Source organism: Arthrobacter sp. PvP103, from assembly GCF_017833075.1.
In the GTDB taxonomy this organism is placed as follows: domain Bacteria; phylum Actinomycetota; class Actinomycetes; order Actinomycetales; family Micrococcaceae; genus Arthrobacter.
This window is the reverse complement of sequence record NZ_JAFIBQ010000001.1, coordinates 3250140-3276256: the sequence shown is the minus strand read 5'-3', so window position 1 is coordinate 3276256 and position 26117 is coordinate 3250140. Positions and strand designations below refer to the sequence as shown.

Annotated in this window: 24 protein-coding genes, 1 tRNA gene and 2 riboswitches; of the genes, 9 read left to right on the top strand and 16 right to left on the bottom strand. The window is 66.3% G+C overall.

Annotated features, from left to right (window positions below; genetic code table 11):
- The first annotated feature begins 42 nt into the window (after window positions 1–42).
- Window positions 43–666, top strand: a complete 624-nt coding sequence (locus JOE41_RS15150; protein ID WP_209752813.1) for a hypothetical protein — start codon at window positions 43–45, stop codon at window positions 664–666.
- Here the strand turns inward: JOE41_RS15150 and JOE41_RS15145 are convergent.
- Window positions 638–1438: a DUF998 domain-containing protein gene (locus tag JOE41_RS15145; protein WP_209752812.1), complete on the bottom strand. Its 801-nt coding sequence runs from the start codon at window positions 1436–1438 to the stop codon at window positions 638–640. The two genes, JOE41_RS15150 and JOE41_RS15145, sit on opposite strands and share 29 nt — an antisense overlap.
- 85 nt (window positions 1439–1523) lie before the next feature.
- On the opposite strand from JOE41_RS15145, the gene JOE41_RS15140 reads away from it, so the two are divergent.
- From JOE41_RS15140 to JOE41_RS15130, 3 genes are all read left to right on the top strand, one after another.
- Window positions 1524–1596 (top strand) — tRNA-Arg (locus tag JOE41_RS15140).
- A 1-nt stretch (window position 1597) separates the two neighbouring features.
- A complete protein-coding gene (locus JOE41_RS15135; RefSeq protein WP_209752811.1) occupies window positions 1598–2116 on the top strand; it encodes a DUF6314 family protein in 519 nt (172 codons plus the stop codon).
- The gene (locus JOE41_RS15130) at window positions 2113–2523 is read left to right on the top strand and encodes an NUDIX domain-containing protein (RefSeq protein WP_209752810.1); all 411 of its coding nucleotides are present in this window, start codon (window positions 2113–2115) and stop codon (window positions 2521–2523) included. Before JOE41_RS15135 ends, JOE41_RS15130 begins: the two co-directional genes overlap by 4 nt.
- On the opposite strand, the gene JOE41_RS15125 is transcribed toward JOE41_RS15130, so the two are convergent.
- The gene (locus JOE41_RS15125) at window positions 2520–4433 is read right to left on the bottom strand and encodes an ABC transporter ATP-binding protein (RefSeq protein WP_209752809.1); all 1914 of its coding nucleotides are present in this window, start codon (window positions 4431–4433) and stop codon (window positions 2520–2522) included. The genes JOE41_RS15130 and JOE41_RS15125 overlap by 4 nt on opposite strands.
- The gene (locus JOE41_RS15120) at window positions 4430–6139 is read right to left on the bottom strand and encodes an ABC-F family ATP-binding cassette domain-containing protein (protein WP_209752808.1); all 1710 of its coding nucleotides are present in this window, start codon (window positions 6137–6139) and stop codon (window positions 4430–4432) included. Before JOE41_RS15120 ends, JOE41_RS15125 begins: the two co-directional genes overlap by 4 nt.
- A gap of 182 nt (window positions 6140–6321) precedes the next feature.
- Here JOE41_RS15120 and JOE41_RS15115 point away from each other — a divergent pair, with 182 nt between their 5' ends.
- Together JOE41_RS15115 and JOE41_RS15110 are read left to right on the top strand one after the other, a co-directional pair.
- Window positions 6322–7065, top strand: coding sequence for a hypothetical protein (locus tag JOE41_RS15115; protein WP_011690670.1), 744 nt, complete (start codon window positions 6322–6324; stop codon window positions 7063–7065).
- A complete protein-coding gene (locus JOE41_RS15110) occupies window positions 7062–7796 on the top strand; it encodes a hypothetical protein (RefSeq protein ID WP_209752807.1) in 735 nt (244 codons plus the stop codon). Before JOE41_RS15115 ends, JOE41_RS15110 begins: the two co-directional genes overlap by 4 nt.
- Before the next feature lie 199 nt (window positions 7797–7995).
- Here JOE41_RS15110 and JOE41_RS15105 read toward each other — a convergent pair whose 3' ends face one another.
- The 10 genes from JOE41_RS15105 to JOE41_RS15060 form a co-directional block, all read right to left on the bottom strand.
- Entirely contained in the window at window positions 7996–11022 is a 3027-nt protein-coding gene (locus JOE41_RS15105) for a glycoside hydrolase family 38 C-terminal domain-containing protein (protein WP_209752806.1), read from the bottom strand.
- A 175-nt stretch (window positions 11023–11197) separates the two neighbouring features.
- Window positions 11198–12070, bottom strand: coding sequence for a formate dehydrogenase accessory sulfurtransferase FdhD (gene fdhD, locus JOE41_RS15100; RefSeq protein ID WP_043429406.1), 873 nt, complete (start codon window positions 12068–12070; stop codon window positions 11198–11200).
- A 71-nt stretch (window positions 12071–12141) separates the two neighbouring features.
- The gene (locus JOE41_RS15095; RefSeq protein ID WP_209752805.1) at window positions 12142–13677 is read right to left on the bottom strand and encodes a molybdopterin molybdotransferase MoeA; all 1536 of its coding nucleotides are present in this window, start codon (window positions 13675–13677) and stop codon (window positions 12142–12144) included.
- Window positions 13674–14045 carry a DUF6457 domain-containing protein gene (locus JOE41_RS15090; protein ID WP_083812658.1) on the bottom strand — a complete coding sequence of 124 codons (372 nt, stop codon included), beginning with the start codon at window positions 14043–14045 and terminating at the stop codon, window positions 13674–13676. The genes JOE41_RS15095 and JOE41_RS15090 overlap by 4 nt, the downstream gene beginning before the upstream one ends.
- 61 nt (window positions 14046–14106) lie before the next feature.
- Complete coding sequence (locus tag JOE41_RS15085; RefSeq protein WP_209752804.1) at window positions 14107–14724, bottom strand: molybdenum cofactor guanylyltransferase; 618 nt, start codon at window positions 14722–14724, stop codon at window positions 14107–14109.
- Between the two features lie 45 nt (window positions 14725–14769).
- Complete coding sequence (locus JOE41_RS15080; protein WP_011690663.1) at window positions 14770–15270, bottom strand: HNH endonuclease; 501 nt, start codon at window positions 15268–15270, stop codon at window positions 14770–14772.
- 223 nt (window positions 15271–15493) lie between these two features.
- A complete protein-coding gene (locus JOE41_RS15075; protein WP_011690662.1) occupies window positions 15494–16258 on the bottom strand; it encodes an NlpC/P60 family protein in 765 nt (254 codons plus the stop codon).
- A gap of 139 nt (window positions 16259–16397) precedes the next feature.
- Window positions 16398–16982, bottom strand: coding sequence for a C40 family peptidase (locus JOE41_RS15070; RefSeq protein WP_245200726.1), 585 nt, complete (start codon window positions 16980–16982; stop codon window positions 16398–16400).
- A gap of 160 nt (window positions 16983–17142) precedes the next feature.
- Window positions 17143–17336, bottom strand: a riboswitch (cyclic di-AMP (ydaO/yuaA leader).
- Window positions 17337–17449: 113 nt separating this feature from the next.
- Window positions 17450–18271 carry a M23 family metallopeptidase gene (locus JOE41_RS15065; RefSeq protein ID WP_043429401.1) on the bottom strand — a complete coding sequence of 274 codons (822 nt, stop codon included), beginning with the start codon at window positions 18269–18271 and terminating at the stop codon, window positions 17450–17452.
- 3 nt (window positions 18272–18274) lie between these two features.
- A riboswitch (cyclic di-AMP (ydaO/yuaA leader) is annotated at window positions 18275–18518 on the bottom strand.
- Window positions 18519–18628: 110 nt separating this feature from the next.
- Window positions 18629–19324: a metal-dependent transcriptional regulator gene (locus JOE41_RS15060; protein ID WP_011690659.1), complete on the bottom strand. Its 696-nt coding sequence runs from the start codon at window positions 19322–19324 to the stop codon at window positions 18629–18631.
- Between the two features lie 380 nt (window positions 19325–19704).
- Here JOE41_RS15060 and serC point away from each other — a divergent pair, with 380 nt between their 5' ends.
- Window positions 19705–20835 (top strand): phosphoserine transaminase, encoded by a 1131-nt coding sequence (gene serC / locus JOE41_RS15055; RefSeq protein ID WP_011690658.1) that lies wholly within the window; start codon window positions 19705–19707, stop codon window positions 20833–20835.
- Between the two features lie 22 nt (window positions 20836–20857).
- Here serC and JOE41_RS15050 read toward each other — a convergent pair whose 3' ends face one another.
- The 3 genes from JOE41_RS15050 to JOE41_RS15040 are packed head-to-tail and all read right to left on the bottom strand — an operon-like array spanning window position 20858 to window position 23181.
- On the bottom strand, window positions 20858–22207 hold the full coding sequence (locus JOE41_RS15050; protein ID WP_245200725.1) for an MFS transporter: 1350 nt from the start codon (window positions 22205–22207) through the stop codon (window positions 20858–20860).
- A 45-nt stretch (window positions 22208–22252) separates the two neighbouring features.
- Complete coding sequence (locus JOE41_RS15045) at window positions 22253–22789, bottom strand: DUF3027 domain-containing protein (RefSeq protein ID WP_209752802.1); 537 nt, start codon at window positions 22787–22789, stop codon at window positions 22253–22255.
- A gap of 8 nt (window positions 22790–22797) precedes the next feature.
- Complete coding sequence (locus JOE41_RS15040) at window positions 22798–23181, bottom strand: cold-shock protein (RefSeq protein WP_011690655.1); 384 nt, start codon at window positions 23179–23181, stop codon at window positions 22798–22800.
- A 184-nt stretch (window positions 23182–23365) separates the two neighbouring features.
- On the opposite strand from JOE41_RS15040, the gene JOE41_RS15035 reads away from it, so the two are divergent.
- Together JOE41_RS15035 and JOE41_RS15030 are read left to right on the top strand one after the other, a co-directional pair.
- Window positions 23366–23599: a hypothetical protein gene (locus JOE41_RS15035; RefSeq protein ID WP_011690654.1), complete on the top strand. Its 234-nt coding sequence runs from the start codon at window positions 23366–23368 to the stop codon at window positions 23597–23599.
- A 10-nt stretch (window positions 23600–23609) separates the two neighbouring features.
- Complete coding sequence (locus tag JOE41_RS15030) at window positions 23610–26114, top strand: helicase-associated domain-containing protein (protein ID WP_209752801.1); 2505 nt, start codon at window positions 23610–23612, stop codon at window positions 26112–26114.
- Window positions 26115–26117: the final 3 nt, after the last annotated feature.

The window sequence follows — 26117 nt, the reverse complement described above, 5'->3', positions numbered from 1 at the left end:
CCAAGGACAGGTTCCAGGCACAGGACCAGCGATAATGAACGCATGGCCAAGACACCAGCACAGCGGATCAAGAAACACGGCGCCAAGGCGTCCGTTCCCCAGCACCATCTGCCGCCGGTGATCAACCCCACCACGCAGCGGACCCCGGAGAAGGCACAGAACAACAGCAGCCTGATCCTCATTGCCGGCGTCGTGGCCAGCCTCTTCCTGTTCTGGTACCTGCATTTGCTGACGCTGAACCAGCTCACCCAGCTCTCCGGGGGCCTGCCCATGCCGGATTCGCTGATCGGGGGCTTTGACCAGGGGTTCGTGGACCAGCTGAGGTCGGCCATGAACGAGGAGGCGCGCGGCCAGCTCAACTACCTCCACAAGACGGCGGGCACCCTGTTCCCGCTGATACTCGCTTTCACCTGGCTGCTGCTGATCGGGACCAATGTTGCCCGCAAGGGGCTCCGTTGGGCGCTCTGGGCGCTCCCGCTCCTCTTCGCCGCAGTCCGGTTGTGGGGGAACGCCGCCATTGATTCGATGATGTCCGCATCAGCCGTCGACGCCGGCCAGGTGGCCCTCGCGTCCGCCCTCACCGTCGCCGGCTGGGTACTGCTCGTGCTGAGCCTTCTGGCCGGCGGCGCCGCCGTGTTTATTGGCCGGAAGCCCCGGAAGCAGTAGCCCGGGCTGTGGCCCGTGCGGCCTTCCGCGCCTTCAGTTCCTGACGCACGCGCTGGGCGATCACCAGCCCCGACGTTGCCAGGCCAACGGTCACCGGGTAGCCCATGAAGCGTTCCAGCGTGCCCGGTTCCGGGACATCCATGCCGGTCAGCCCGCCGACCACCAGCGCCCCGAAGGAAACAGCTCCGCAGGCGAGGATGAACCAGGCCAGGGGTGATTGCTTCAGCCACAACCACCCCAGCAGCAGCAGCGCCAGCGCTCCCCCCAGGAAGAACATCACCGCGCCGGTCAGATGCACGGCAAACCATCCGGCGTCTTCGGGCACCACCCCCACGATGATTGTCCCGGTTCCCGCGGTGAAGGTAAGGACCTTGGCCGCGAGGGCGGTGAACCACGGGACACGGTGGCCGGGACCGAAAGCGAGCCGGACACCGGGCCGGGCCGCCACGCACAAAAGTGCCGAGCTGAGCAGCAGCGCCCCCACCAGCATGCCCAGGCCCTGGACCACGAACGAGGCATTCATCACCGCGTGCAGCGGTGAGCACACATCCCGGCCCTCGTACACGGCGCACTGGGTGGCGCCGAGATCGCTGATGTAGCCGGTCCGCCGGTCATAGGGTTCGGGTCCTGCCCACGCCGCGATCACAGCCGACTCCGCCACGAAATACTGCAGCACGCTCAGCTTGGCCCACGCCCCGAAATACTCCCGGCTTGAGGCGATATCCGGCAGGAAGCCGGCCCGGTAGGAAGTTGCTGGTGTTGCTGCAGTCATGCCAAGAGCGTAGTACGGGCCGGCACCTTGTATGCTTGTATCCGTGCCCGAACAGGACGGCCTGTGCCAACCGCTTCGGACGCCCGCCCTCGTAGCTCAGTGGATAGAGCACGGCTCTCCTAAAGCCGGTGTCGTTGGTTCGATTCCAATCGAGGGCACTTGAACTTCCAGCCACAGGATGCAGCGCAGGAATTCGATCTGCGTGCCTACCTGCTGGGCAGCTGGTCCGTGGAACGTGCCCTGTGGGACCGCAGCACCGGCGCACGGGGCACTTTTACCGGCGTCGCCCGGTTCTCCGCGAAGGACGACGACGGCGGCCTCCACTTCCACGAAGAGGGCACCATGCGCTGGCCTGCTCCGGACGGCGGCACCTTCACTGGCACCGCAAGCCGTGACTACATCCTGCAGCCTGCCGACGCCTCCGATGCGATGGATATGACGTTCCCCGACGGGCGGCCCTTCCACCGGATGAGCTTCCGGGAAACGGCCAGGCAGGACAAGCACTGGTGTGATCCGGACACTTACCGCGTGACGTACGCCCTCCGCGGCCCCGACGAATTCAGCTACACGTGGGACGTCCAGGGGCCCAGGAAGGACCTGCTCCTGGAATCGGTGCTGCGCAGGCTCGGTCCGGGCGAAGACCCTCCGGCCGCGGATGGGCTAGGGTCGGAGCCGTGAAAGACCGCATTGTTGTGTCCGCCGTCTGCGTCTATGACCATGCCGGCCGCCTGCTGACCGTCCGCAAGCGCGGCACGGACAAGTTCATGCACCCCGGCGGCAAACCCGAACCCGGCGAAACCGCGGCCCAGGCCGCCTCGCGTGAGCTGCTGGAAGAGGTGGGCATCGCCGTAGCCCCGGAAGACCTCCGGTTCATGGGCGTGTGGCTCGCCGACGCCGCCAACGAGGCAGCAACGGACATCGAGGCAACGGTTTTCGCCGCCCCGGGCACATGGAGCGCGCACCCCTCAGCGGAGATCGCCGAAATCCGCTGGCTGGACCTGGCCGCCGTGCTGCCGCCAGACCTTGCACCGCTGCTGACGGACCACATCCTGCCCGCCCTCGCCGCGGGCCAGGGCCGGGCCTAGAACTCCGGAACGGCTTCTTCCACCACGGCGCTGGCCTCGGCGAACTGCGTGCGGTAGAGCTCCGAATAGCGGCCTTCAGCGGCGAGCAGCTCGGTGTGGGTGCCGCGCTCCACGATGGTGCCGTCCTCCACCACCAGGATCATGTCCGCGGCGCGCACAGTGGACAGCCGATGGGCGATGACGACGGCGGTGCGGCCCTCGAGCGCCGCCCCCAGTGCAGCCTGCACGGCCGCCTCATTGGTGGAATCCAGGGCTGCTGTGGCCTCGTCCAGGATCACTACCCGCGGCTGTGCGATTAGGAGCCGGGCGATGGTGAGGCGCTGGCGTTCGCCGCCGGAGAGCCGGTAGCCGCGCTCCCCCACCACCGTATCGAGGCCGTCCGGCAGGGACCGGATCATGTACTCGAGGCGGGCCCGGCGCAGCACATCCCACATGTCCTCTTCGGTGGCGTCCGGACGGGCCAGCCGCAGGTTGGACGCGATGGATTCGTGGAAGAGGTGGCCGTCCTGGGTCACCATGCCCAGCGTTGCCCGCATCGAATCGAAGGTGGCGTCACGGACGTCCAGGCCGCTTTTGGGCACGGTCCCGCCAAGGCGAACGGCGCCGGAATCGACGTCGTACAGCCGAGACAGCAACTGGGCGATGGTGGACTTGCCGGCGCCGGAGGAACCGACAAGGGCCACGGTCTGGCCGGGTTCCACCCGGAAGCTGATGCCGTGCAGCACTTCCTCGCCGCCGCGGGTGTCCAGGGTTGACACATCCTCGAGCGAAGCCAGCGACACCTTGTCAGCGGAGGGGTAGGCGAAGCGGACGTCGTCGAACTCCACGGACACCGGTCCCGGCGGTACCTCGACGGCGTCGGGCTTCTGCTGGATGAGGGGCTTGAGGTCCAGGATCTCGAAGACCCGTTCGAAACTGACCAGGGCGCTCATGATCTCCACCCGGGCGTTGGAAAGGGCGGTGAGCGGCGCATAGAGGCGCGTGAGCAGCAGGGCCAGCACCACGACGTCGCCGGCGGCCAGCTGCCCCTGCAGGGCGAGGAAGCCGCCCAGCCCGTACACGAGGGCGAGCGCCAGCGCCGAGACCAGGGTCAGGGCGGTGACAAAGGTGAACTGGAGCATGGCGGTCCGTACGCCGATGTCCCGGACGCGGCCGGCGCGGACGGCGAACTCGCGGGATTCCTCATCGGGGCGGCCGAAGAGCTTGACCAGCGTCGCACCGGGGGCAGAGAAGCGTTCGGTCATCTGCGTGCCCATGGCGGCGTTGTGTTCGGCGGCCTCGCGCCGAAGATCCGCCAGTTTGGAACCCATCCGGCGTGCCGGGATGAGGAAGATCGGCAGCAGGATCATGGCCAGCACGGTGACGAGCCACGATTTGCCCAGCATCACCACGAGCGTCAGCGCCAAAGCCACCACGTTGCTGACCACGCCGGACAGCGTGCCGGCGAAAGCCGACTGCGCGCCGATGACGTCGTTGTTCAGCCGGCTGACCAAGGCACCGGTCCTGGTGCGGGTGAAGAAGGCGATCGGCATCTTCTGGACGTGGTCGAACACCTTGGTGCGCAGGTCCACGATCACGCCCTCACCGATGGTGGAGGACAGCCAGCGCGTCACGAGCCCAAGCCCGGCTTCGGCGACGGCCACGACGGCGATCAGCACGGCCAGCCGGATCACCACGTCAACGCCCACGCCGGCGATGATGGCGTCCACCACCTGGCCGGCAAGGACGGGTGTGGCCACCGCAAGGACTGCCGTGGCGATGGACAGCAGCACGAAGGCGATCAGCTTGTTCCGGTGCGGCCGGGCGAAGCCGAACACGCGCTTCAGCGTGGCCTTGGAGAACGGCTTGGAACCGCTGGAAGCCCGTGTGATGTTGTAAAGGGAGCTCCAGGCTACCCGGTCCATGCTCATCTTGGCTGGCCTTTCGTGACGCGTTCGTTGGCTCGGTCAGTGCTGCCGCGCGGCGTTCCTGCGTCGGCATGCTGTTCAGTCACCACACCGTCCTCGACATTCCACCGGACGTCCAGACGCACGTTTTCCAGCAGTCGCCTGTCGTGGGTCACCAGGAGCAGAGCGCCGTCGTAGCTTTCCAAGGCTTCTTCGAGTTGCTCGATCGCGGGCAGGTCCAGATGGTTGGTGGGCTCATCCAGGACCAGCAGGTTCACGCCGCGCGCCTGCAGCAGCGCAAGCGCTGCGCGGGTCCGCTCGCCCGGGGAGAGCGAGTCGACCGGGCGGGAGGTGTGGTCCGCCTTAAGGCCGAACTTGGCAAGCAGGGTGCGGACCTCCGCCGGGGTCAGCCCGGTCAGGACGGCTTCGACGGCGTCACCCAGCATGAGGTGCCCGGCCAGCAGGCCGCGGGCCTGGTCGATCTCGCCGACGGCCACCGAAGCGCCCATCGCGGCGTTGCCGGAATCGGGCTCCCGGATCCCCAGCAGGAGCCGCAGAAGCGTGGACTTGCCGGCCCCGTTGGGGCCCGTGATGCCGATCCGCTCCCCGGCGTTGAGCTGCAGGTTCACCGGTCCGAGGGTGAAGTCCCCCTGGCGGACGACGGCGTCGCGCAGCGTTGCCACCACTGCGCTGGACCGCGGCGCCTGGCCAATGCTGAACTGCAGCTGCCACTCCTTGCGGGGTTCCTCGACTTCGTCGAGGCGGGAGATCCTGGATTCCATCTGCCGCACCTTCTGGGCCTGCTTCTCCGATGATTCGGTGGAGGCCGCACGGCGGATCTTGTCGTTGTCCGGGCTTTTCTTCATGGCGTTGCGCACGCCCTGGGAGCTCCACTCACGCTGCGTCCTGGCACGGGAAACCAGGTCCGCCTTGGTGGAGGCAAACTCTTCGTAGCGCTCCCGGGCATGGCGGCGCGCCACAGCGCGTTCCTCCAGGAAGGCCTCATAGCCGCCGTCGTACACCGCCACGGAGTTCTGCGCCAGGTCCAGCTCCACGATGGTGGTGACGCAGCGTGCCAGGAACTCACGGTCATGGGACACCAGGACCACGCCGCCGCGGAGGCCTTGCACGAACGATTCAAGCTTGGCCAGTCCGTTGAGGTCCAGGTCGTTGGTGGGCTCGTCAAGCAGCACCACGTCGAAGCGGCTCAGCAGCAGCGCAGCCAGCGCCACACGGGCTGCCTGCCCGCCGGAAAGTCCCGTCATGAGGGCCTCGGGCCCCACGTCCAGCCCCAGGTCGGCAAGGACCGGTGCAATCCGCTCGTCAAGGTCCGCCGCGCCGGAGGCCATCCAGCGGTCGAAGGCCAGGGAATAGGCGTCGTCGGCGCCGGGGGCGCCCGAACCGAGGGCCTCCGCTGTGGACTCCATCTCCGCCGTCGCCTGGGCGCAGCCGGTACGGCGCGCCACGTAGTCCGCCACGGTTTCGCCCGGGACGCGTTCGTGTTCCTGCGGCAGCCAGCCTACGAAGGCATCGGACGGGGCCAGGCTTACCGATCCTGCCAGGGGCTGGTCCACACCGGCCAGCAGCCGGAGCAGGGTGGACTTGCCGGCGCCGTTTGCGCCCACAACGCCCACAACGTCGCCCGGCGCCACTGTGAGGGAAAGTTTTGAGAAGAGTGTGCGGTGGTCGTGACCGCCCGAAAGGTCTTTGGCAACAAGGGTTGCAGTCATTAGTCCATCCTCTCACTGCGGCCCAAAACGGCCTGAAGTGCCGCCGGGCATGGAAGAACCCGCTGGTCCGGACTTGGGGGGTGTACGGACCAACGGGTTCGACCATTTAGCATAGTTCATATACCCCCCGCCGTAAAATCGACTGACGACATCCGACCGACCCACCCTGCAGGAAGCCATTCATGCCACTCCCCGCCAAGGCGTTCCAACGCTGGCTTCACGGAATCGCGCCCCAGGCGAGCACTGCCGACATCTGCAGGATCTCCGGGGTCAAGCGGACCACCCTGGCGCAGCAGCTGGTCCGGGGGAAGGTGGCCGAAAGCACCGTTGTCAGCATCAGCCGGGCCTTCAACATCAATCCCGTATCGGCACTGGCCACATTCCAGAACTACAGCGAGCTGACCGGAAGCCCTTTACCTCCCACTGCCGCGGAGCTGGTCAGCCAGATCGCCACCACGGATCTGCTGAAGGCAGTCATTGCCCGCTCCGCCGGGGCGGGAGGGAGCGGAGCTGACCAGCCGCAGCCGGGCCCGCCCCTGACCACCGTCCCGCACGCGACGTCAGTCAAGAACTGGGTTGATGCGATCGACGACGGCGAGCTGCGGCACCGGGTTTCCTCGGCCACGGGAATCGCCCCGCAGAACTACTCCGCGCAGCTGACCGCCAACCGGCTGACTCCGGAGCTGGCCATCGCCACCTCCAAGGCAGCAGGGGTGGGACTGACCGGCGGCCTGGTAGCCACCGGAATGATCACGGAGGCGGAGGCCGGGTGGCCCCCGGGCGCGAGGCAGGCAGCCCTGGATGCTTTGTCCGACGGAGAGCTCACCGCCCTGGCCGGCGACAGGCTGCAGGCACTGGGGAAGACGCTCAAGCGCCAAGAACAAGACCACGAACAAACCAAAACTATCTGGGAGAACCTGGGATGATCGAGATCCTGCAATGGTCCACCCTGGCCATTTGTTGTGCCGCGGCGTTGGCCCGCATTCCGAGTGCCGTGAGGGGTGAGAACAGGTCGCTCTTCTATATTTTCGTGCTGGCCACCCTCGCGATTCTCCTCAGCATCGACGGCCCCTACGTCGCCATCGACCAACTGCTCGGCGGCACCAACGTCACCAACCTCGTGCTTCGGTTCGTGATCTTCGCCGTCATCTTCTTCATTGGGCTGCGTTTCATCAGGGGCTTTGGCGCCGACGGGTCACGGCGCTGGCTCCTGGGACTGCCGGGAGGGCTTGTATTCGGCGTCATCGCTGCCGTCATGGTCGTCTTTTTCCTGATGATGGATTCGTCCGGATCCTCGGCGGGGCTTGTGGCCGTCTCCGGGCGGAGTGCCCGGAATGCCGAGCTTGTCGAGTACTACGGCGCTGCGGGACGAGCCTATCCGGCCTACGTATCCCTAGTCCTTCTACCGGCCATGGTGAAAGCCGTGGCCAGCAGGCTGCCGGCGCTGGTCCGCGCCGGCGCCCTGCTGCTGGCCGTCGGCGGCGTTTCCCTGGCCCTGAGCCTGCTCTTCCCGTTCATCCCGGTTCAGTGGCAATCCCTGAGATTCATCATCAATTACGGGGCGGCACTGTGCTTCGTAATTGGACTTGCCGCCTTCTGGATTGCACGGGTCCGGGCAATGCAGCCGGGCGCGCGAAGGTCATCTACTGCAAAGTAGGCTTAGGTCTTTCACAAAATCATTAGAACGTGAGAGAATCATGAAAGTGTGAAAGTGACTGACGGCTGGCGTCGAGAACGGGGACAATCCGTTCGACCCCGGGCGGCCACTGAGCGCTATTGGGGGGATGAGTGGTGGCGGGCCGTTGGGGACCGCCCCCACTCAGCCTGTTAAGGGCCGGACTACTCAGGGGCGGGGCTCAGCGGGCAAACCGCAGGGTGAGCAGCTGGAACGGACGCAACGTCAGCTTTGCGGAATCCCGGCCGGTTTCAACACCCGGGCCCGCAACCGGACGCTCCAGCAGGTCCACTACCTGCACTTGCCTGGTTTCGAAATTGGCTGTCACGATTCCCTCGGACCGCTCCCCCAGGGACTCATAGAGACGCACAATGACGTCACCGGAACCGTCCTCCGCCAGCTTTACCGCCTCAACCACGATTCCCTGGTTGAACACCGTGAACAGTGGACGGACAGCGTTGGCGCCCCTCATGATCCGCGGGGCCAGGTTGGTCCGGTAGCCCTCCTCCACGGCGTCAGCAATGGCCGCCCCGGGCCTGATGGTCACCAGCAGCTCGTGCCGCCCCCGGTCGGCGTCGGGATCCGGATACTTGGGCGCGCGCAACAGCGAGGTACGGACGGTAGTGGTGGTGCCGCCGTCGTCCCTCACGGTGCGGGTGACGTCGTGTCCATAACTGGAGGCATTGGTGACCGCCACGCCGTAACCCGGCTCCGCCACGTGAATCCAGCGGTGGGCACAAACTTCGAACTTGGCTGCCTCCCAGGACGTGTTGGTGTGGGTGGGCCGGAAGACATGCCCGAACTGCGTCTCTGACGCCGAACGGTCTGCTCGCACGTCCAGGGGGAATCCGATCTTGAGCAGCTTTTCGCGTTCCTGCCAATCCACGGAGGTCAGGATGCCCAGCGAGCCGGAACCCGCCTCCAGCGAAATCCGCTGGGTGATCGCGGATGCTCCCGCCAGTCGTTCCACCACGACGACGGCGTCCCAGCCGCCCCGCTCGAGCGTCACCGAACGCGCTTCGGTCAGTGAGGTGACGTTGCGGCGGTAGAACTCGTCAATGTCCCACGCGTCCCACTCGTTGGGCGTATCGCGGTGTAGTTCCAGATGGTTCCCGTGCTGGCCGGGGGCGATGGCATCGCGGCCGCTTGCGTGGTCGATGAGGGAAGTCAGGAGTCCGTTCGAGTCCAGCACGGCCCTGATCACGCCGTTGTCCAGGATGTATCCCCCGGCATGCTCGGTGACCGTCACCGGGTGGTCGCTCCGGACCGGTTCGGCGGCGGCAAGAGCGGGTACTCCGCTGCGTTCGTGCGGCGCGGCGTTCAGCAGGAACTCGCGGCTGCCCTCACCGAGCATGGCGCGCGCGGCATCGGCAATGATGGCTTCAAGGCCTTCCGCGATGGCCGCATAGTTCCGCTCTGCGTCCTGGTGGACCCAGGCAATGGAACTGCCGGGCAGGATGTCGTGGAACTGCTGCAGCAGGACCAGCTGCCACAGGCGCTTCAACTCGGCCGCCGGATACGCGAACCCGCCGGCGGTGCGCACTGATGCTGTGGCACACCACAGTTCGGCCTCGCGGAGAAGGTGTTCGCTGCGCCGGTTGCCCCGTTTGGTTTTCGCCTGGCTGGTGTAGGTCCCTCTGTGCAGCTCCAGGTACATCTCCCCCACCCAGACGGGCAGGGACGCATATTCGGCCTGCGCCTGCGTGAAGAAATTCGCAGCCGTTCCGATCCGGACCTTCGGCGACCCTTCGAGATCGGCCGTACGGTGGGCGGCGGCGATCATCTCCCGTGTCGGTCCGCCGCCGCCGTCGCCGTAGCCGAACGGGACCAGGGAGACGGTTCCGCGGCCGTGGTCCCGGTAGTTGCGTTCCGCATGTGCCAATTCCCGGCCGCTCAGCTCCGAATTGTAGGTGTCCACGGGCGGGAAGTGGGTGAACAGCCGCGTGCCGTCGATTCCTTCCCAGTTGAAGGTGTGGTGCGGCATCCTGTTGACCTGGTTCCAGGAGATCTTCTGGGTCAGGAACCACTTGCCGCCGGCAGCCTTGACGATCTGCGGCAATGCAGCCGAGTAGCCGAAGGAATCGGGCAACCATGCCTCCCGGCACTCCACGCCAAACTCGTCGAGGAAGAACCCCTTGCCTTCGATGAACTGCCGGGCCATGGCCTCACCGCCCGGCATGTTGGTGTCGGATTCCACCCACATGCCGCCGACCGGCACGAATTTGCCCGCTTTGACCTTCTCGCGGATCCGGCCGAACAGCTCGGGGTAGAACTCCTTCATCCAGGCGAGCTGCTGCGCGGACGAGCAGGAGAAAACGAAGTCGGGAGACTCGTCCATCAGGGCCACGACGTTGGAGAAGGTGCGCGCGCACTTGCGGATGGTCTCCCGGACGGGCCACAGCCACGCCGAATCGATGTGCGCGTGTCCGGTGGCGACCAGCTGATGGGCGGAGGCATACGCCGGACGGGAGAGAACCTCAGCCAGGGCTGCGCGGCCTGCCGCGGCGGTGCCGGGAATATCGTCCGGATCCATGACGTCCAGCATCCGTTCCAGGGCGCGCAGGATCTCGTGGCGGCGCGGCAGTTCCATCGGGAGCTCATGCATGAGTCCGCTGAGCGTCCATACGTCCTGCTGCAGTTCCCACACCGTCTGGTTGAGCTCGGCGATGGCCATGGCGCCCAGCCGGTATTTGGGGTCGCTTCCCGCTGTTGCCTTGTCACCGTAGGGCATGGCTGCGAAAGTCCACCCCTGGGCAACATCGGGGTTGGCGGCGGCCTCCACGTAGAAGTCCACTGCCATCCCGCTGCCGAGGAGCTTCAGTGGAATGTACTGGTTCCGGGGCGAGATGGCCTTGATGATGGTGCCGTCCGGCCGCCAGGCGATCCCTTCGCACTGAAAGCCCGGGAGCTCCCGGGTGAACCCCAGGTCCACCACTATTTCCACCGCGGTATCGGGAGCCGTGCCCCAGGAATCGGGCACCTCACCCTGCAGCCTCAGCCATTTGGTGCTCCAGGGGCGGCCCCACGCCGATCCGTGTTCCAGCGGCACGAAGTCGTGGCGCAGGGCCTCCAGAACGGAGACAGGCTCGTCCGGAACGTCCCAGGCGCTGAGGTTCAGCGGAACGCTGCGGGAGTACACCGCAGGGTCCACGCGTTCGCGCATGAAGCGGTCCAGACGGACTTCCGTGATGCGGCGGTCGTCGTGCAATGTAGTCCTCTTTAATGCCTGTTGTGTGGAAGCTGACAGCTGGTGCACGGTATGCGCCCGGGCGTTGGGTTCAGCTTATGCGCAAGCCCTTGAACTCAGCCGAAGGAGCGGATCGGCGCGTCCATTCGATGGATAAAATCTACTGCGCCGGGCCCAATAAACCAAGCATTCTGCCCTAGCTCGGCACGGGGGCGGGCGCCGTGACACGGTGGTCTCCGGCATAAACGTTGAGGGTGGACCCCCTGCTGAAGCCCGCCAAGGTCATGCCGCTGGCGGCGGCAAGTTCAACGGCCAGGCTGGAAGGGGCGCTGACGGCCGCGAGTACCGGAATCCCGGCGAGCGCCGCTTTCTGAACGAGTTCGAAGGATGCCCGGCCGGAGACCTGCAAAACCGTCCCCGCCAGCGGCAGCAGCCGTTCGCGCAGGGCCCAGCCCACCACCTTGTCCACGGCGTTGTGGCGTCCCACGTCCTCGCGCAGGCACAGCAGCTCCGCACCGCCGTCGTCGGTGATCCGGAAAAGGCCGGCTGCGTGGACACCTCCAGTGGCGTCGAAGACGGCCTGCGCCGCACGGAGCTTGTCCGGGAGTCCGGACAGCGTCTCCACGGGCACGGTCAGCGGATCCGCCGCCGGGCTGAAATGCGACGACTTACGGACGGCGTCGATGGAATCGGTGCCGCAGATGCCGCACGAGCTTGACGTGAAGATGTTGCGTCCCCGCTCAGGCAGGACGACGTCCGGCCTGAGCTGCGCTTCCACGACGTTGAAGGTCTGCACTCCGTCCTCATCCTCGCCCGCGCAGAACCGCAGGGAGATGAGTTGCTCGGCGTTCCAGATGATGCCCTCGGACACCAGGAACCCGGCCACGAGGTCAAAATCGTCGCCGGGCGTTCGCATGGTGACGGTGAACGGGAGCGAGCCGAGCCTGATTTCCAGCGGCTCCTCCACGGCCAGGACATCTTCCCGGTGCCGCACGGGGAATGCGAGGGACTGGGCTGAGCCGTCCAGGACGAACCTGTGGATCTTGCGGCGTTGCGTCATGCGGGCCACGATGCGCTCCTTAAAGTGCGGGATATGACCATCATTGCAAGCCCGGACCACCTTCACCAGCCGGGACCGTTTTAGCCGAGCAGCGCACTCCAGTCCACCGGCCCGTCCGAGGCTGAGGGCTTTCGCGGGGCCTTGCGGGGAGCGGCTTTGGCCTTCGCGGCGGCGGGTTCCGCAGCCTGGATCGGAGCGCCCCAGGGCAAGGCGAAGGCGGGCACCGCTTCGCCCAGCTGGACGCCGTGCGGCGGAACAACAAGGACGCCGTCGGCAGCAGCAAGACCGCGCATCATGCCGGGCCCCGCGTGCCGGGCAGGGGACGCCATCCCGTACAGCAGCCTGAAGGGCATCAGCCGGGTCCGCCCCGGATCAGCCTCGATCATCGCGCCGCAGGGCACCTCATGGACCGGAGGGAGGGTTCCGTGGCCAAGGGCGGCGAGCAGGGGCGCGCCCACCGTGCAGAGGGCCATCATCGCGGCAAGGGGATTGCCCGGCAGGCCAAGGATGAAGCGGCCGTCCGGCAGCTCGGCGAGGACGGCCGGGTGTCCCGGGCGCATGGCGATGCCGTCGATCAGCAGGCGGCCGCCCAGTTCCGCGACTGCACGGCGGAGGTGATCAGTCCCGGACCGGCCGGTTCCGCCGGTGGTGATGACGACGTCGGCAGGCGCTTCTTCCGCCACCGGCTCTTCCGGCAACAGCACGGAGCCGTCATCCGGCACGGTCTTCTCCGCCGGACCGGCCGATTCCGGTCCGTCGTCTTCCAGGGCAGCCAGCCATTCGTCGTAGCCGTCGCCTATTTTCTTTTGCCCGGCGCAGATCCCACCGAGCATCGCGACCACAGCCCCAAGCTGCGGGCCGAAGGTGTCGCGCACCTTGCCCGGAGCAGGCAGGCCCGCGGTAACCACCTCGGAGCCTGTCAGCAGGATCCTGACCACAGGTTTCCCCTGCACCCGGAGGGAGTCGTGGCCGGCCAGTGCCGCGAGGGCCAGGTGGGCCGGGTTGAGGACTGCCCCACTTTTGACCAGGACGTCACCGGCGGCCGCTTCCTCGCCTGCCTTCCGGATGTGCTGGCCGTTCTTCGGTTCACCGGGCCTTGCTGCACCACCAAGGGCAAGGATGGGGAGCCCCTCGTCGTCCGTAGTGATCATGCCGCTTTCGCTGCGGAGCACAGCCTTGGCCCCTGGTGGTATGAGGCCGCCGGTGACGATGGGACTGGCCTGGTGCGGCGCAAGCCTCTGGCCGGGTTCGGCCAAAATCCAGGGCCCCGTCCCGTTCACTGCCCAGCCGTCCATGGCGGATGAAGCGTAGTGGGGCATATCCTGGAGCGCCGTAATATCGGCAGCGAGCGTCCGGCCCAGCGCACTCCTGAGCGGCACCGGTCCCGGCGGAATGGGTGTGGCGCAATCGAATGACCTCTGCCGGGCTTCCTGCCAGGTGTGCGCCAAATGGGTGTGCCCGGCATCGTGGGATCCTGTATCGGCCTCGGCCGCTGCCCCGGGCGCACCGGTGCCGGCACCGGCTTCAGCCGCGCCGGGTGCGGTGCGGCCGGAGGATTGCCCGTGGTCAGGAACGTCGCTGGCGGCGTCACCGCCGTCCGGCGGCGCAGCCGTCATGCGCCGGTGGTCCCGCTGTTGGTGGACGGTCCGGAGGCCTGATCGGTCCGAACCGGCTCAGAACCTGACACGGCAGGCTGCCCGGGCACAGCCGGCTCCACTGCGGCATAGTCCATGGCAAGCGCCCGCGCCACGCCCAGGGCGGCCTGCATGGAGACCGCATCAGGGGCCTGCCCGGAACCCGTCGCCATTCCCGCCGCGAAGCCGGCGATGAAGGTCGTCAACGGCGCCGCCGGCCGCACGACGGAGTGCGCAGCCACACCGGCCAGCGCGAGTACTTCATTGACATCGACCTCGACGTCCTCCAACTCGAAGGCTTGCAGCAGCGCCCGGCACCAGTCCTCCAGCGTTTCGTCCTGGCTTTTCACTGTTGCCTCCAAACTCAAAAATTCGGTTGCGGTGCCACCGCACGGTCCCACCGACGGTGGCTCAAGACCCTTGGCGGGACACCCCTAGCGCGGTGGCATCGTCCCAAGTATCCACGTCATCCGTGGCACCGGCGGGGACGGTAACAGTCCGCACGTCAAGCCTAGCAAGGAGGGCGAACACTGAAGCTCCTGCAAGCCCCCCGCTCCTGTCCATTTCGTCTACGGAACGTTGTAGCGCGGCTGTGCTATAAAGGCCTGCGAGGGGTTGTTTGCGGCCGTCAGGGGAAATGGACATGACACCATCCGGCCCCGTGGGGTCCGGGCCATGGTCCGTAAGGGCGGCCCTAAGGGCGGCAACCGCCTGATCCGCCTTGGGCATGTCGCAGGCCAGAATCAGCGTCATCGCGGCCCGGAGCGGACCGCGCGCCCGTTCCAGTGCCGCCAGACCCGCAGCAATAGCCGCGGCAGGTCCCGTAAAGGCAGGCTCCTCGCGGCAGGTAAGGACACCGGCAGGCAGTTCGCCGGGATCCGGGCCCACCACCACGGCGGCGCCAGCTCCGGCAGCCGCCGAAAGCGACCGCGACAGGAGGGTGGCGCCGTCGTACATCAGCTGGGACTTGGGCACGCCACCCAGCCGCGATGACCGGCCGCCCGCCAGGATTAAGGCATCAAACTCCACAAGGCAAGCCTAGCCATTGAGGCGGGTCTGCGCAGGGGTGACGCCTCAGGCGGCGGATTCTGGCAGAAGGAAAGGGTCCCAAGCGGGGGTGGGCTTTTCCAGCTCCTTGATCTGCCAGATGGTGCCGTGCGGAGGCGCGGGCACGAACCTGAGCTTCCAGCCCATCTCGGCCGGCGTGTGGTCGCCCTTCACGTTATTGCACCGAAGGCAGGCGGCCACAAGATTTTCCCAGGAGTCCGCACCGCCCCTCGATTTCGGGTGGACGTGGTCAATGGTGTGTGCTGCCTTACCGCAGTAGGCGCAGCGGTGGGCGTCACGGCGCAGGACGCCCCGGCGGCTCACCGCGGTGGTTGTGTTGTACCGCGGCCGGATGTAACGGTTCAGGAGAATCACGGACGGGCGGCCCAGAATCTCCTGCGGCCCGACGACAGGATCGTCGCCCTCGGCCACTACGCTAGCTTTTCCGGTCAGCACAAGAACCAGCGCCCGGCGGAAGGTTACAACCGCCAGCGGTTCATATCCAGCATTAAGAACGAGAGTGCGCATGCACATACCTCTTCACGGCCGCACCCGTCAGGGGCTCGAGGGCCGGCTGCCCTCTGCTTGTCCGGGCTATGGATCGACAACACAAGAGTAAACACTCAAGTGGCCGATCACCGAATCGGTCCTTTACCATACACCCCGTGTCGGCAAAAATTCACCTGCCGGAAACGCAGAAGAACCCCTGCCCGGAGGCAGGGGTTCTTCCGGCAAGCGTCAGCTGGAGGCTTTAGCCGCCAACGCGGATGAAGACCGGGCCTGAGCCGACGTTGACGCTGAACAGGGAGGTGGTTCCACCGTTCCAGCCACCGTGCACGGCCTGGCCGTTGCCGACGTATACAGCGATGTGGGCCATGCCCATGCCGCCGTTCTCGTAGTATGCGAGGTCGCCCGGCTGTGCCTCGGCTGCACTCACGGTGCGGCCCAGGGAAAGGTAACCGGCCGGCCAGCCGTGGTAGTTGATGCCTACGGCTGCAAGCGCGTTGGTGGCGAGGGCCGTGCAGTCCTGGGCAACACCGAGCTGGGCGTAAGCCGCAGCTGCGATCGAGGCGCCGTTTCCGCTGGCAGCAGCGGGGGCCGCCGGGGCCGCCGGCGCTGCCGGGGCGGATACGGTCTCTGCAACGGCAGCCGGAGCGGCCGCGGGAGCAGCTTCCTGGACCTCAACAACCGGCTTCGGAGCCTCAACGACCGGAGCCGGGGAGGTGGAAACAGCCGGCTTCTCGAAGGAGATGGCGATGCTGGATGCAGCCGAGATGTTGGCCGGAGCGGAAGACTGGACTTCCAGGGTGGAAGCAGAGGTTGCTTCGCGCTGAACATTGGTGTCGGCAGCGTTGGCTGCGATACCGCTCGTCAGGACCAGACCGGAGGCAGCAGCGATAACCGCAGCCTGACGGCCCATGCCACCGGCGTTGTCGCCGACGGCCTTGGCAATGACAGCAAGCGAGTTGGTCTTAGTAACCTCGGCGCGATGCCGTGCGATGGCACGTGTAGTCATTAGTTCTCTCTTTCGTTTTCCTCAGACTGCATGGCAGGCCGCGGTTTTTGGACGCTCCGGCATCTTGGGGGTAAGCCGGAACGGCCCGAACAGGGTTTTTAGCGAAGAACGCGCGCTTCAGCGAAGGGAAGCGCGTGTTTTAGCGAAGCGTGTAGAACGCAGAAGTGCCCGTGGCGGACACAGCGTGCAGGAGAGTGCCCTGCGAGGGGTTGAGCGCGCTGATCATCATGCCGTTGCCGACGTAGATGCCAACGTGGGCGCCGCCGTTTTGCATGACAAGATCGCCCGGCGCCGGTGTGGCGGTAGGCGTCATGGCTGTCCATGCGTTGGTGCGGGGGATGCTGATGCCGGCCTGCGCGTAAACCCACTGGGTGAAGCCTGAGCAGTCCCAACCGCTGGGAGTGGTGCCGCCCCAGACGTACGGGCTGCCGATACCGGTGTAAGCGATAGCAGCGAGGCCCGATGCTGCTGCGGAAGATGCGGCGTCAGCAAGCTTGCTTGCCTTGGCCTCTCCGGCAGCCTCAGTGGAGGTCTCGCTGGCGTCCGTACCGGTGGACTGTGCCCGAACGGTTTCAACCTTGGGCGCTGCCTTCGTGGTCACTGCCGGACGCTCGAAGGAAACAGTCGCTGTCGGTTCTGCAGTTACGGTCAGCTGGGCCGACTGTGAGCCGGACTCCGTCGAAGCGGAAACGCCCAGGTTGGTATCGGCGGCGTTTGCCGGCATCCCAACACTAAGGATCAGTCCGGAAGCAGCTGCAATGACAGCCGCCTGGCGACCTACGGTCCCGGCGTTGGCAGTAACAGCCCTGGACACGGAGTTCAACGGGTTCGTACGAACCGTTTGCGCGCGGTGGCGCGCAGAATTGTGACGTGTAGACACGAAGGTAGCCTCTCCCAATGCCTACGAGGTGAGCTGTCGGATTCGGATGGGAGTCACCCGGCCGCTCGGCTTCCTGGGAAGCGTTGCGACTTAACCCCAAGGTCTTCTTGCGAAGACCAAAATTGGTTCCCCCGCCTCTGCCAGACGATGTAATGCGAACGGACCTTGAGCGGTGGCAGAGTTAGGCAATCCACTCAAGAGCGCCAACTTCGGAAAAGTTGGCGTGCTCTAAACGGTACAGGAATTCCGAACGAATGTCACATTCAGGTCACGGCATGTCACAGGGATGCGAGAGTGACCCATCGTTTGGATCAGAGCCAGCCGAGCGGGTCGACGACTTCGCCGTTGACCATCACTTCGAAATGGAGGTGGCAGCCGGTGGAGGCGCCGGTGGTCCCGCTGAGCGCCACCACATCGCCGCGGTTGACCTTCTGGCCGACCTGGACACTGGACGACGAGAGGTGGTTGTACGTGGTTTCCAGGCCGTTGCCGTGGTCAATCACCACACGGTTTCCACCGCCGTAGGGGTGCCAGCCGGAGAAGGTCACGGTTCCGCTGGCGGCAGCAAAAACGCTCGTGCCGCACTGGGCCGCGTAGTCCTGGCCGCGGTGGAACTCGCCGGCTCCGCCCGTGATCGGGCTGACCCGGAAGCCGAAAGGTGATGCGGTGACCATCTGTTCCAGCGGCGCGCCCAGGCTGCCGGTGGATGCCGCGCGGGTGATGGTTCCGGCTGACTGCGCGCTCAGCAACTGCTTGAGCTTGCCGTCCGGATCCCCCTTGGTGGCTACGGTGGTCCGGTTGAAATCGATCTTGGCGCTGGCGGCCGCGGAGACCTCCGGCTGGGCCGCGACTGATGCGGCGGCGGTATTTGCCGTGTCTGACGTGGCGACCATGGGGCTGGTTGACGGGACGGTCACGGTGAGGACCAGTCCGGTGGCGGCTAGCGCAATGCCTGCCTTCTGACCCACGCCGCTCGCCGAGGCAAAGTCCGTCACCTGGCTGAACAGGCTCCGGCGCCGGCGCGCATCACGGTGTGCGTCGCGCGGCCTGACCGTCATTACGGCTTCGGCCACGGGGTACTCCGAAGCGGGACCGGTCGCCCTGCGGCGGCCCCTGACGGTCTGCGTGGTCAAGAATTATCCTCTCTGGGAAGCCTGCGGAGTTAGCTGTCGGATTCGGGTCAGAGAGATCAAAGACCCGGTCCGCCAATGCAAGGCATCCGACACAGGGGTATCCCAAAGGAATCCTTCGTCGGAGGTGCTTTGCCGCTGACGGACTTCACCCCAAGGCCGTCTTGCAACGGCCGGTTGTGGTTCCCCCGCCTCTGCCAGGAGGTGATTCGTACCGTGATCCGCTGGCAGAGCTCGGCTTCGGATCAGGTAACGCTTTAGTATCGGCGCTAGTCCTCAACTATAGGTGATTAATCAGCGCGGTAATAATTCCGTTATCTGCGTCTCAGTGCGTTGTAGGTGGTCCTACAAGGTGCGCGGTTAGCGGACCGTAACAAATACGTGAGCTGCCACTTCGGGCGGCAGCTCCAGTGCACCTTCGATCTCGGGTACGCGCACCGAGATGTACTCCCCCACGCGCTCCAAGGACAGGGATGCCCCCGGACGGATGCCGCCTTCATCAAGCTGCACCAGCAGCTCCGGCTCAACCTGAATGGGCTCGGCCAGGCGGCTCACGGTAACGCGCGAGTCGACCCCGTATCCGGCCATGGCGTCAAGCAGGTTCACCACGCCGTCGGTAAACGCCGGAGCGGGCTGGCCGCCGAGTGCCGCCAGGCCGGGAATGGGGTTGCCGTATGGGGAAACCGTGGGGTGGTCCAGAAGCTCAAAAATGCGGCGCTCAACCCGCTCGCTCATGACGTGTTCCCAGCGGCACGCTTCGTCATGGACATACGCCCAGTCGAGGCCGATGACGTCGGCGAGGAGCCGCTCCGCAAGGCGGTGCTTGCGCATGACTTCGGTAGCCCGTTTCCGGCCCGTTTCGGTGAGCTCAAGGTGCCGGTCGCCCGAAACAACCACCAGTCCGTCGCGTTCCATCCGGCCAATGGTCTGCGAAACGGTGGGTCCGGAGTGGCGGAGCCGTTCGGCAATCCGCGCACGGAGAGCAACGATGTTCTCTTCCTCAAGCTCCAAGATTGTCCGAAGATACATCTCCGTGGTGTCGATCAGATCCGTCATCCAGCTCAGCTCCTCGAGCACAGTCCTTGCGTCAGTCCCACCGTACCGCGCGGCAGCGTTTCCCGTTGGCCTTGGCGAAGTGGACCTGCATCCACCGATCAGCCTTAGGGGGAACGGCCTCGCGGCATCAGCCCGCCCGCATCGCGGCCCGCTATACGTCAGGGACCAGCTTAGCCTATTTTGAATTACTCCGGATAATTCGGCGCGGAGCTTCACAGGGACGGGGCGGCTACCGCCTCAGGGATGTCTCAGTGACTGGACTATGACGGATACCGTTCCGTTCCCCGCTGGCGCGTCAGGCAGAATATAGGGGATCCCCCAGCAGGAACCCGTGCATTGCCGGGCCTCTCCCACGTCCACGCCGATAAATTGGAGCCATTGTGAGCGACAGCAGCATCACTATCCCCGCCAACCTCCTGCCCAAGGACGGACGGTTCGGCGCCGGGCCTTCAAAGATACGCCCCGAGCAGATCGAGGCCCTGTCTGCCGCCTCCGCCACGCTTCTTGGCACCTCGCACCGCCAGGCTCCGGTCAAGAACCTCGTAGGGTCCGTCCGCAACGGCCTGAGCGAGTTCTTCCGCGCGCCGGACGGCTACGAAGTCATCCTCGGAGTGGGCGGCTCCACCGCGTTCTGGGATGTCGCGGCGTTCGGGCTGGTGGACAGCAAGGCCCAGCACCTTTCCTTTGGCGAGTTCGGTTCCAAGTTCGCCTCCGCCACCAACAAGGCTCCGTTCCTGGACGCATCCTCCATCCTCAAGGCCGAGCCTGGTACGCGGCCCGTAGCCCAGGCGGAAGCCGGCATTGACGTTTACGCCTGGCCCCAGAATGAGACGTCCACAGGTGTCGCTGCCCCCGTCACGCGGGTTGCCGGGGCGGATGAAGGATCGCTGGTCCTGATCGATGCCACCTCCGCTGCCGGCGGCTTGGACGTCGATGTGTCGGAGGCTGACGTGTACTACTTCGCACCGCAGAAAAACTTCGCGTCCGACGGCGGCCTGTGGCTGGGCCTCTTCTCCCCCGCCGCCCTGGAGCGCGCTGCACGGATCAAGGCAAGCGGCCGGTGGATCCCCGACTTCCTGGACCTGCAGACTGCCATCGACAACTCCCGGCTCAACCAGACCTACAACACCCCGGCGCTGGCCACCCTGGTCACCCTGGACGCACAGGTGCAGTGGCTGAACGCCAGCGGCGGCCTCGACTTTGCCGCGGCCCGAACCGCCGACTCGGCCGGACGCATCTACTCCTGGGCAGAGACCTCCGAATACGCCACGCCGTTCGTTGCCAAGGCCGAAGACCGTTCAAACGTGATCGCCACGATCGACTTCGACGATTCAATCGACGCTGCGGCCATCGCAAAGGTTCTCCGCTCCAACGGGATTGTGGACACGGAGCCGTACCGCAAGCTGGGACGCAACCAGCTGCGCATCGCCACCTTCGTGGCGATCGACCCGGACGACGTCTCCGCTCTCCTGTCCAGCATCGACTACGTTGTGGGAGAACTGCGCAAGTAAGGAACCAGCCAGCGCAGGCGCGTTAGCGTTCGACGGCGTCGTCCGGGTTTTGCTCCCGGACGGCGCCTTCGTCTTTGCGCACGCTTCTTTCAGCTTCGCCGTCGTGGTCGGGCCCGGCGGACACCAGCCGGAAATAGCGCAGTCCCCGGGCGCGGCGGTTGAATCCGAGCCTCAGCTGCTTGGCCCGGACAATCCACACCATGCCGATCACCGCGGCCAGCAGCCCGGATGCCGCCGCCACGGACATGGACCAGCGGGGGCCGGCAACATTGGCCACCCATCCCACCAGCGGAGCGCCGACGGGTGTGCCGCCCATGAAGATCGCCATGTAGAGGGCCATCACCCGGCCGCGCATCACAGGGTCCGTAGTGGTCTGCACGTAACCATTGGCGCTGGTCATCATGGTTATGGCAAAAAGGCCTACCGGCACCAGGGCCACGCCGAACCAGAAGTAGTTCGGCGCCAGGGCCGCCAGCCCCGACGTGACCCCGAAGGCGCCGGCTGCCCCGAAAATGATCCGGAGCCTGGGCTTGGACCGCCCGGCGGACAACAGTGCCCCCGCCACGGAGCCGATGGCCATGATGGAGTTCATCAATCCGAAGGCACTGGCATCCAGCCCGAATTCCGTGCCCACCATGGCCGCGATGAACAGGACGAAGTTGAGCCCGAGGGTGCCCACGATGAAGACGGCCACAAGCACCACCACGATGTCCGGGCGGAACCGCACATAGCGCAGCCCTTCGCGGATCCGTCCCTTGCCGGGAGCCGCCCGCGGAAGGACTCGCAGAGAGGAAGCGGGTATCTTCCACAGGCTGAACAGGAGTGCCAGGAACGTCACAGTGTTGATCAGGAACACCCAGCCCGGCCCCACTGCCACCGTAAGCACGCCGGCCACCGCGGGTCCAATCATCCTGGCCACGTTGAAGGATGCGCTGTTGAGTGCCACCGCATTGGGCAGGTAGTCGTCCCGCACCAGTTCCGAGACGAACGTCTGCCTGACAGGAGCATCGAGGGCGGACACAAGGCCCAGCAGAAGGGCAAAGGCGTAGACGTGCCACAGCTGGCCGGCGCCCAGGACCACCAGGAGCCCCAGTCCCGTGCTCAGCAGCGCCATGGCGGACTGGGTCGTCACCAGGAGGTGGCGGCGGTTAAAGCGGTCAGCCACCAGCCCGGCCACGGGTGCGAGGAACAGTTGCGGCCCCAGTTGCAGTGCCATGGTGATACCCATGGCCCCGGCGTCGTGGTCTGTCAGGTGGTCAAAGACCAGCCAGTCCTGGGCCGTGCGCTGCATCCAGGTCCCGATGTTGGAAATCAGGGCGCCCACAAACCAAAGGCGGTAGTTGAGGATATGCAGGGACTTGAAGGTGGACATCATCGCCGGCCTCCGAGATCCTCAGTCCCCCACGGTTCCAACTGGCTAGTCGGCCTCGCGGTCGGAGCCGGGCTCTTCCTCCGGTGCCTCGCTGACGTCGCCGTTAGCATCGGCATGCTCGTCGAAGTCCGCATCGTCAACCCCGCCTGCGTCCAAAACGGCCGGGACGGCGTCCACGGTCTCGGCGTCCAGTTCATCGTCCTGGGCGTCCTCCGGGCGCACCCGTTCAGCCCACGGCACCCACTCGGGCGCCAGGACGGAGTCCTCCGAAGGCAGCAGGCCAAGTTCGTTCACCGTGATGACCTTGGACCGGGAATTGCGCGTGATCACGGCGTACCATTGCCACCCCTGATACCCGGCGAGCCGGGACTCGAAGAGATGCGTGACAATACGGTCCCCTTCGCTCTTTGCGCCCAGGTGCTGACCGATCTGCTCGGCCGGGGCGATGCCCTCTACCGCAGCCCGGGCAAAGTCCACAGCCGCAGCGAGCACCGCATCCGGTTTCCCGGTGCGCCACACGGGAACGCCGGCACGGGGCTTTGAAGCCGGCTTGGGGGTGCTCTGGTCAGGTTGGGAAGTCATGGGGAGGCCTAAGCGTCCAGCTCGTCGGCAACCTTACGGAGGGCGGCGGCGATCGCCTTGGCCTTGTTGCCTTCCGGGTACTTTCCGGCGGACAGCGTTCCGGACAGGTTGTCCAGCACGGTCACCAGGTCCTGGACGAGGGGCGCCAGGTCCTTGGCGCTGGGACGCTTGGCCTTGGCAATGGACGGTGTCTTGTCCAGCACGCGAAGGCCGAGGGCCTGGGCTCCCTTGCGGCCGTCAGCCACGCCGAACTCCACGCGGGTGCCGGCCTTGAGTTCCGTTACGCCCTCGGGCAGTGCGGATTTGGGCAGGAATACTTCCTGGCCGTCCTCACCTGCGAGGAATCCGAAGCCTTTTTCCTTGTCATACCACTTGACCTTGCCGGTAGGCACGTAATCAACCTTCTTCGTTCTGGACTTCCTGTGACACGGCCGGCGGCCACCGCATCCGCATTGATATGCGGGTTCAGGGTATGACTGCCTGGACCATGTTGGTCTGTATCTTCAAGGTTATCCTGCCGGAGCCCGGTTTCCCGCTTTGCGGCACGGGCACAGCCGGGCTGTTAGCGTTACTTCCATGACACCCTCCCGCTACCGGCGGCCACTGATGATAGTTGCGGCGGTTTTTGCCATCCTTTCGCTGGCTGCCGTGGGCGCCGTCATGGCCATTGCCTTTGCCGGCAGCGCCGCCCCCGTGTGGGTAACTACATTGGCCCTGTATGGCCTGCCGCTGGCTTTCCTCCTCATGATCGTCCTGGTGATCGACGGCGTTGCCGCCCGCCGCCGGGCAGGAAAGTCCGGCGGGCGGTAACGTTGGACTGATGTCCCTTATTCGCGCGCTCAGCAAGGAACTGGAGGCACGCAGCGACGACTCGTTGCGGGCCTTGTTCTCCGCGCGGCCGGACCTGGTCTCACCGAACGTTCCGGACTTCGCGGCCCTCGCGGCCCGGGCCAGCGCGAGGGTGAGCGTGCAACGGGCCCTGGAGCGGCTGAACCGGCCGCAGATGCAGGTATTGGAGACCCTCCACCTCTGCACGAATACGGACACTGCCCACAGCGCCTCGGCAGCGGGACTCAAGAAAGTCATCCACGGTGCGTCGCTGTCCGCCATCGAACGAATTTTGCAGTCTTTGGAAGAACTGGCCCTTGTGCACCGCGCAGAGCCGCCGCACGGCGCCGCCGTGCCCGCCGGTCCCCGCCAGCGTTTCTACCTTCCGGTGGGAAGCCTCCGTGACGTCGTGGGGATCTACCCGGCAGGACTGGGCAGGAGCTATACGGAACTTGTACGGCTGCAGCCGGCTTTCGCCCAGCGGGTGGTGCAGCTTGTGGCCGAACTGCACCACAGCGGAGCCGCCATCCATCCCGCCACGACCCCCATGGAAGCGGCCCTGTCGCTGCAGCACTGGACGGCCACGCCGGAGGCCCTGCAACAGATCCTCGCCACCGCCCCGGACCGCACCACCGCTCTCCTTGCCCGTTTCGGGAACTGGGCCATGGGGGCCGTACCCCAAGCGCAACGGCGGGCGTCGGTGCTCAACGAAGGGTCCGACGTCGGCCCCGTGGACTGGCTCCTCGCAAGGGGCCTGCTGGTGCCGCTGGACGCCGCCCACGTGGAATTGCCGCACAGCGTGGGGATCGCCCTCCGCGGCGGCGCCGTGATCGAGGACTTCACGCTGACTCCCCCGGCACCCAGGCTTGGACAGACCACCGCGGCGCTGCGGCGCAATGCCGCCTTGGGTGCGATCGCCGAAACCCTCCGCCTGACAGGCGAACTCCTGTACGCCGTGCGCGAGCAGCCCCTCGTGACGTTGCGGAGCGGCGGCGTCGGCGTCCGTGAGATGAAGCGGCTGTCCGACTCGCTCCGGATCGATCTGCACCGCGCCGGACTGCTCGTTGAACTCTGCGCCCTGGCCGGACTGCTCCGGCTGGACGTTGACAGCTCCGCCTGGGTGCAGCCGGAACAACTGGAGTGGCTGACCCTGCCACGGCAGGAACAGTGGCTCTGGCTCGTGAATGCCTGGCTGGCCAGCGAGCGCGCCCCGTCGCTGGTGGGCCAGCCTGCCGCGGGTCCCGGTGCGGGGCCGGCTCCGCACCGGGCAGCAGCCGGCACCACCATCAACGCACTATCCGCCGAAGCCCAGCGGCCGGACGCGCCCGTGGTCCGGAAGCGCATCCTGGAGATCCTGAACGAACTGACGCTTGAAGCCGAGGAAGCGGACGGCAAAGCGCCGGTACTGGACGCCGCGGCGGTACTCCAGCGGGCCGAATGGACCCAGCCCAGGATGGCCAGACGCTTCAGTTCGCTGATCCGGGGCGTCCTGGCCGAGGCGGAAATGCTGGGCCTCATCGGCTCGGGCGCGCTCAGCCAGCTGGGTTCCGCCATTGCCGCGGAACGGCCCGATGAGGCGCTGGACATCCTCGGAGAGCATCTGCCGGCCGCCCTTAACCACGTCCTGCTGCAGGCTGACCTCACCGCTGTGGCGCCGGGCTACCTGGCGCCGGAGTTGAGCGAGAAGCTCCTCGTGATGGCCGATGCCGAAGGCCAGGGCCCTGCCACCATCTACCGGTTCTCCGTGGCATCCATCCGCCGCGCCCTTGACGCCGGCCATGACGCCGCCACCCTGTTGGGTTTCCTGCGCGAACACTCGGCCACTGCCGTACCGCAGCCGCTCGAATACCTGGTGGAGGACACCGCTGCACGGCACGGCAGACTGCGGGTGGGGGTGGCCTCCAGCTTCATCCAGAGCGACGACGAGGATGCCCTGCTGGAACTGGTCAAGGAATCCAGCGCGTCGGGGCTGGGCCTGGTCCGCATCGCCCCCACGGTCCTCATCTCCCACGCGCCCCCGAAGGAAACCGCGCAGGTATTGCGTGCGCTGGGATTGTCACCGGCAGTCGAGGAACCGCAGTCAACGCTGATCCGGCTGCGCCGGACCACAGCCGTTCCAGGCAGCGGACGTCCCGTGTACAGCGCGCCACGTACGGCGCCGGCGGAGGCCGACGTCGACGCCCAGCTGGCGATCCTCCGCAGCCAGCGGACCCCGCCCGGTTCGGACGGCAACGGAAGCCGCCGCCCGCCGTCGGCCGTAACCGGCGAGGAAGCAACCCAGCTCGGGCTCGAAACCCTGCAAAAGGCCATCCGCCTCCGGCAGGCAGTGGTGATGAACGTTGTGGACAGCCAGGGGAATTCCAGCAGGGAAACGGTTGTTCCGGTATCTGTGAGCGGCGGACGGGTCAGGGTCTTCGACCCGGCCCGCGAAACCGAACGCGTGCTCTCCATCCACCGGATCATCGACATTGAGGCTGAAGAGGAATTCCAGCAGTGACCA

Bases quoted from the DNA above. Each gene is read 5' to 3' on its own strand.
- JOE41_RS15145 (WP_209752812.1), bottom strand. From the start codon at position 1,438: ATGACTGCAGCAACACCAGCAACTTCCTACCGGGCCGGCTTCCTGCCG.
- JOE41_RS15120 (WP_209752808.1), bottom strand. From the start codon at position 6,139: ATGACTGCAACCCTTGTTGCCAAAGACCTTTCGGGCGGTCACGACCAC.
- JOE41_RS15045 (WP_209752802.1), bottom strand. From the start codon at position 22,789: ATGACTTCCCAACCTGACCAGAGCACCCCCAAGCCGGCTTCAAAGCCC.
- JOE41_RS15080 (WP_011690663.1), bottom strand. From the start codon at position 15,270: ATGCGCACTCTCGTTCTTAATGCTGGATATGAACCGCTGGCGGTTGTA.
- JOE41_RS15070 (WP_245200726.1), bottom strand. From the start codon at position 16,982: ATGCCGGCAAACGCCGCCGATACCAACCTGGGCGTTTCCGCTTCGACG.
- JOE41_RS15150 (WP_209752813.1), top strand. From the start codon at position 43: ATGGCCAAGACACCAGCACAGCGGATCAAGAAACACGGCGCCAAGGCG.
- JOE41_RS15075 (WP_011690662.1), bottom strand. From the start codon at position 16,258: ATGACTACACGTGCCATCGCACGGCATCGCGCCGAGGTTACTAAGACC.
- JOE41_RS15095 (WP_209752805.1), bottom strand. From the start codon at position 13,677: ATGACGGCTGCGCCGCCGGACGGCGGTGACGCCGCCAGCGACGTTCCT.
- JOE41_RS15110 (WP_209752807.1), top strand. From the start codon at position 7,062: ATGATCGAGATCCTGCAATGGTCCACCCTGGCCATTTGTTGTGCCGCG.
- JOE41_RS15060 (WP_011690659.1), bottom strand. From the start codon at position 19,324: ATGACGGATCTGATCGACACCACGGAGATGTATCTTCGGACAATCTTG.
- JOE41_RS15115 (WP_011690670.1), top strand. From the start codon at position 6,322: ATGCCACTCCCCGCCAAGGCGTTCCAACGCTGGCTTCACGGAATCGCG.
- JOE41_RS15125 (WP_209752809.1), bottom strand. From the start codon at position 4,433: ATGAGCATGGACCGGGTAGCCTGGAGCTCCCTTTACAACATCACACGG.
- JOE41_RS15050 (WP_245200725.1), bottom strand. From the start codon at position 22,207: ATGTCCACCTTCAAGTCCCTGCATATCCTCAACTACCGCCTTTGGTTT.
- JOE41_RS15035 (WP_011690654.1), top strand. From the start codon at position 23,366: ATGACACCCTCCCGCTACCGGCGGCCACTGATGATAGTTGCGGCGGTT.
- JOE41_RS15030 (WP_209752801.1), top strand. From the start codon at position 23,610: ATGTCCCTTATTCGCGCGCTCAGCAAGGAACTGGAGGCACGCAGCGAC.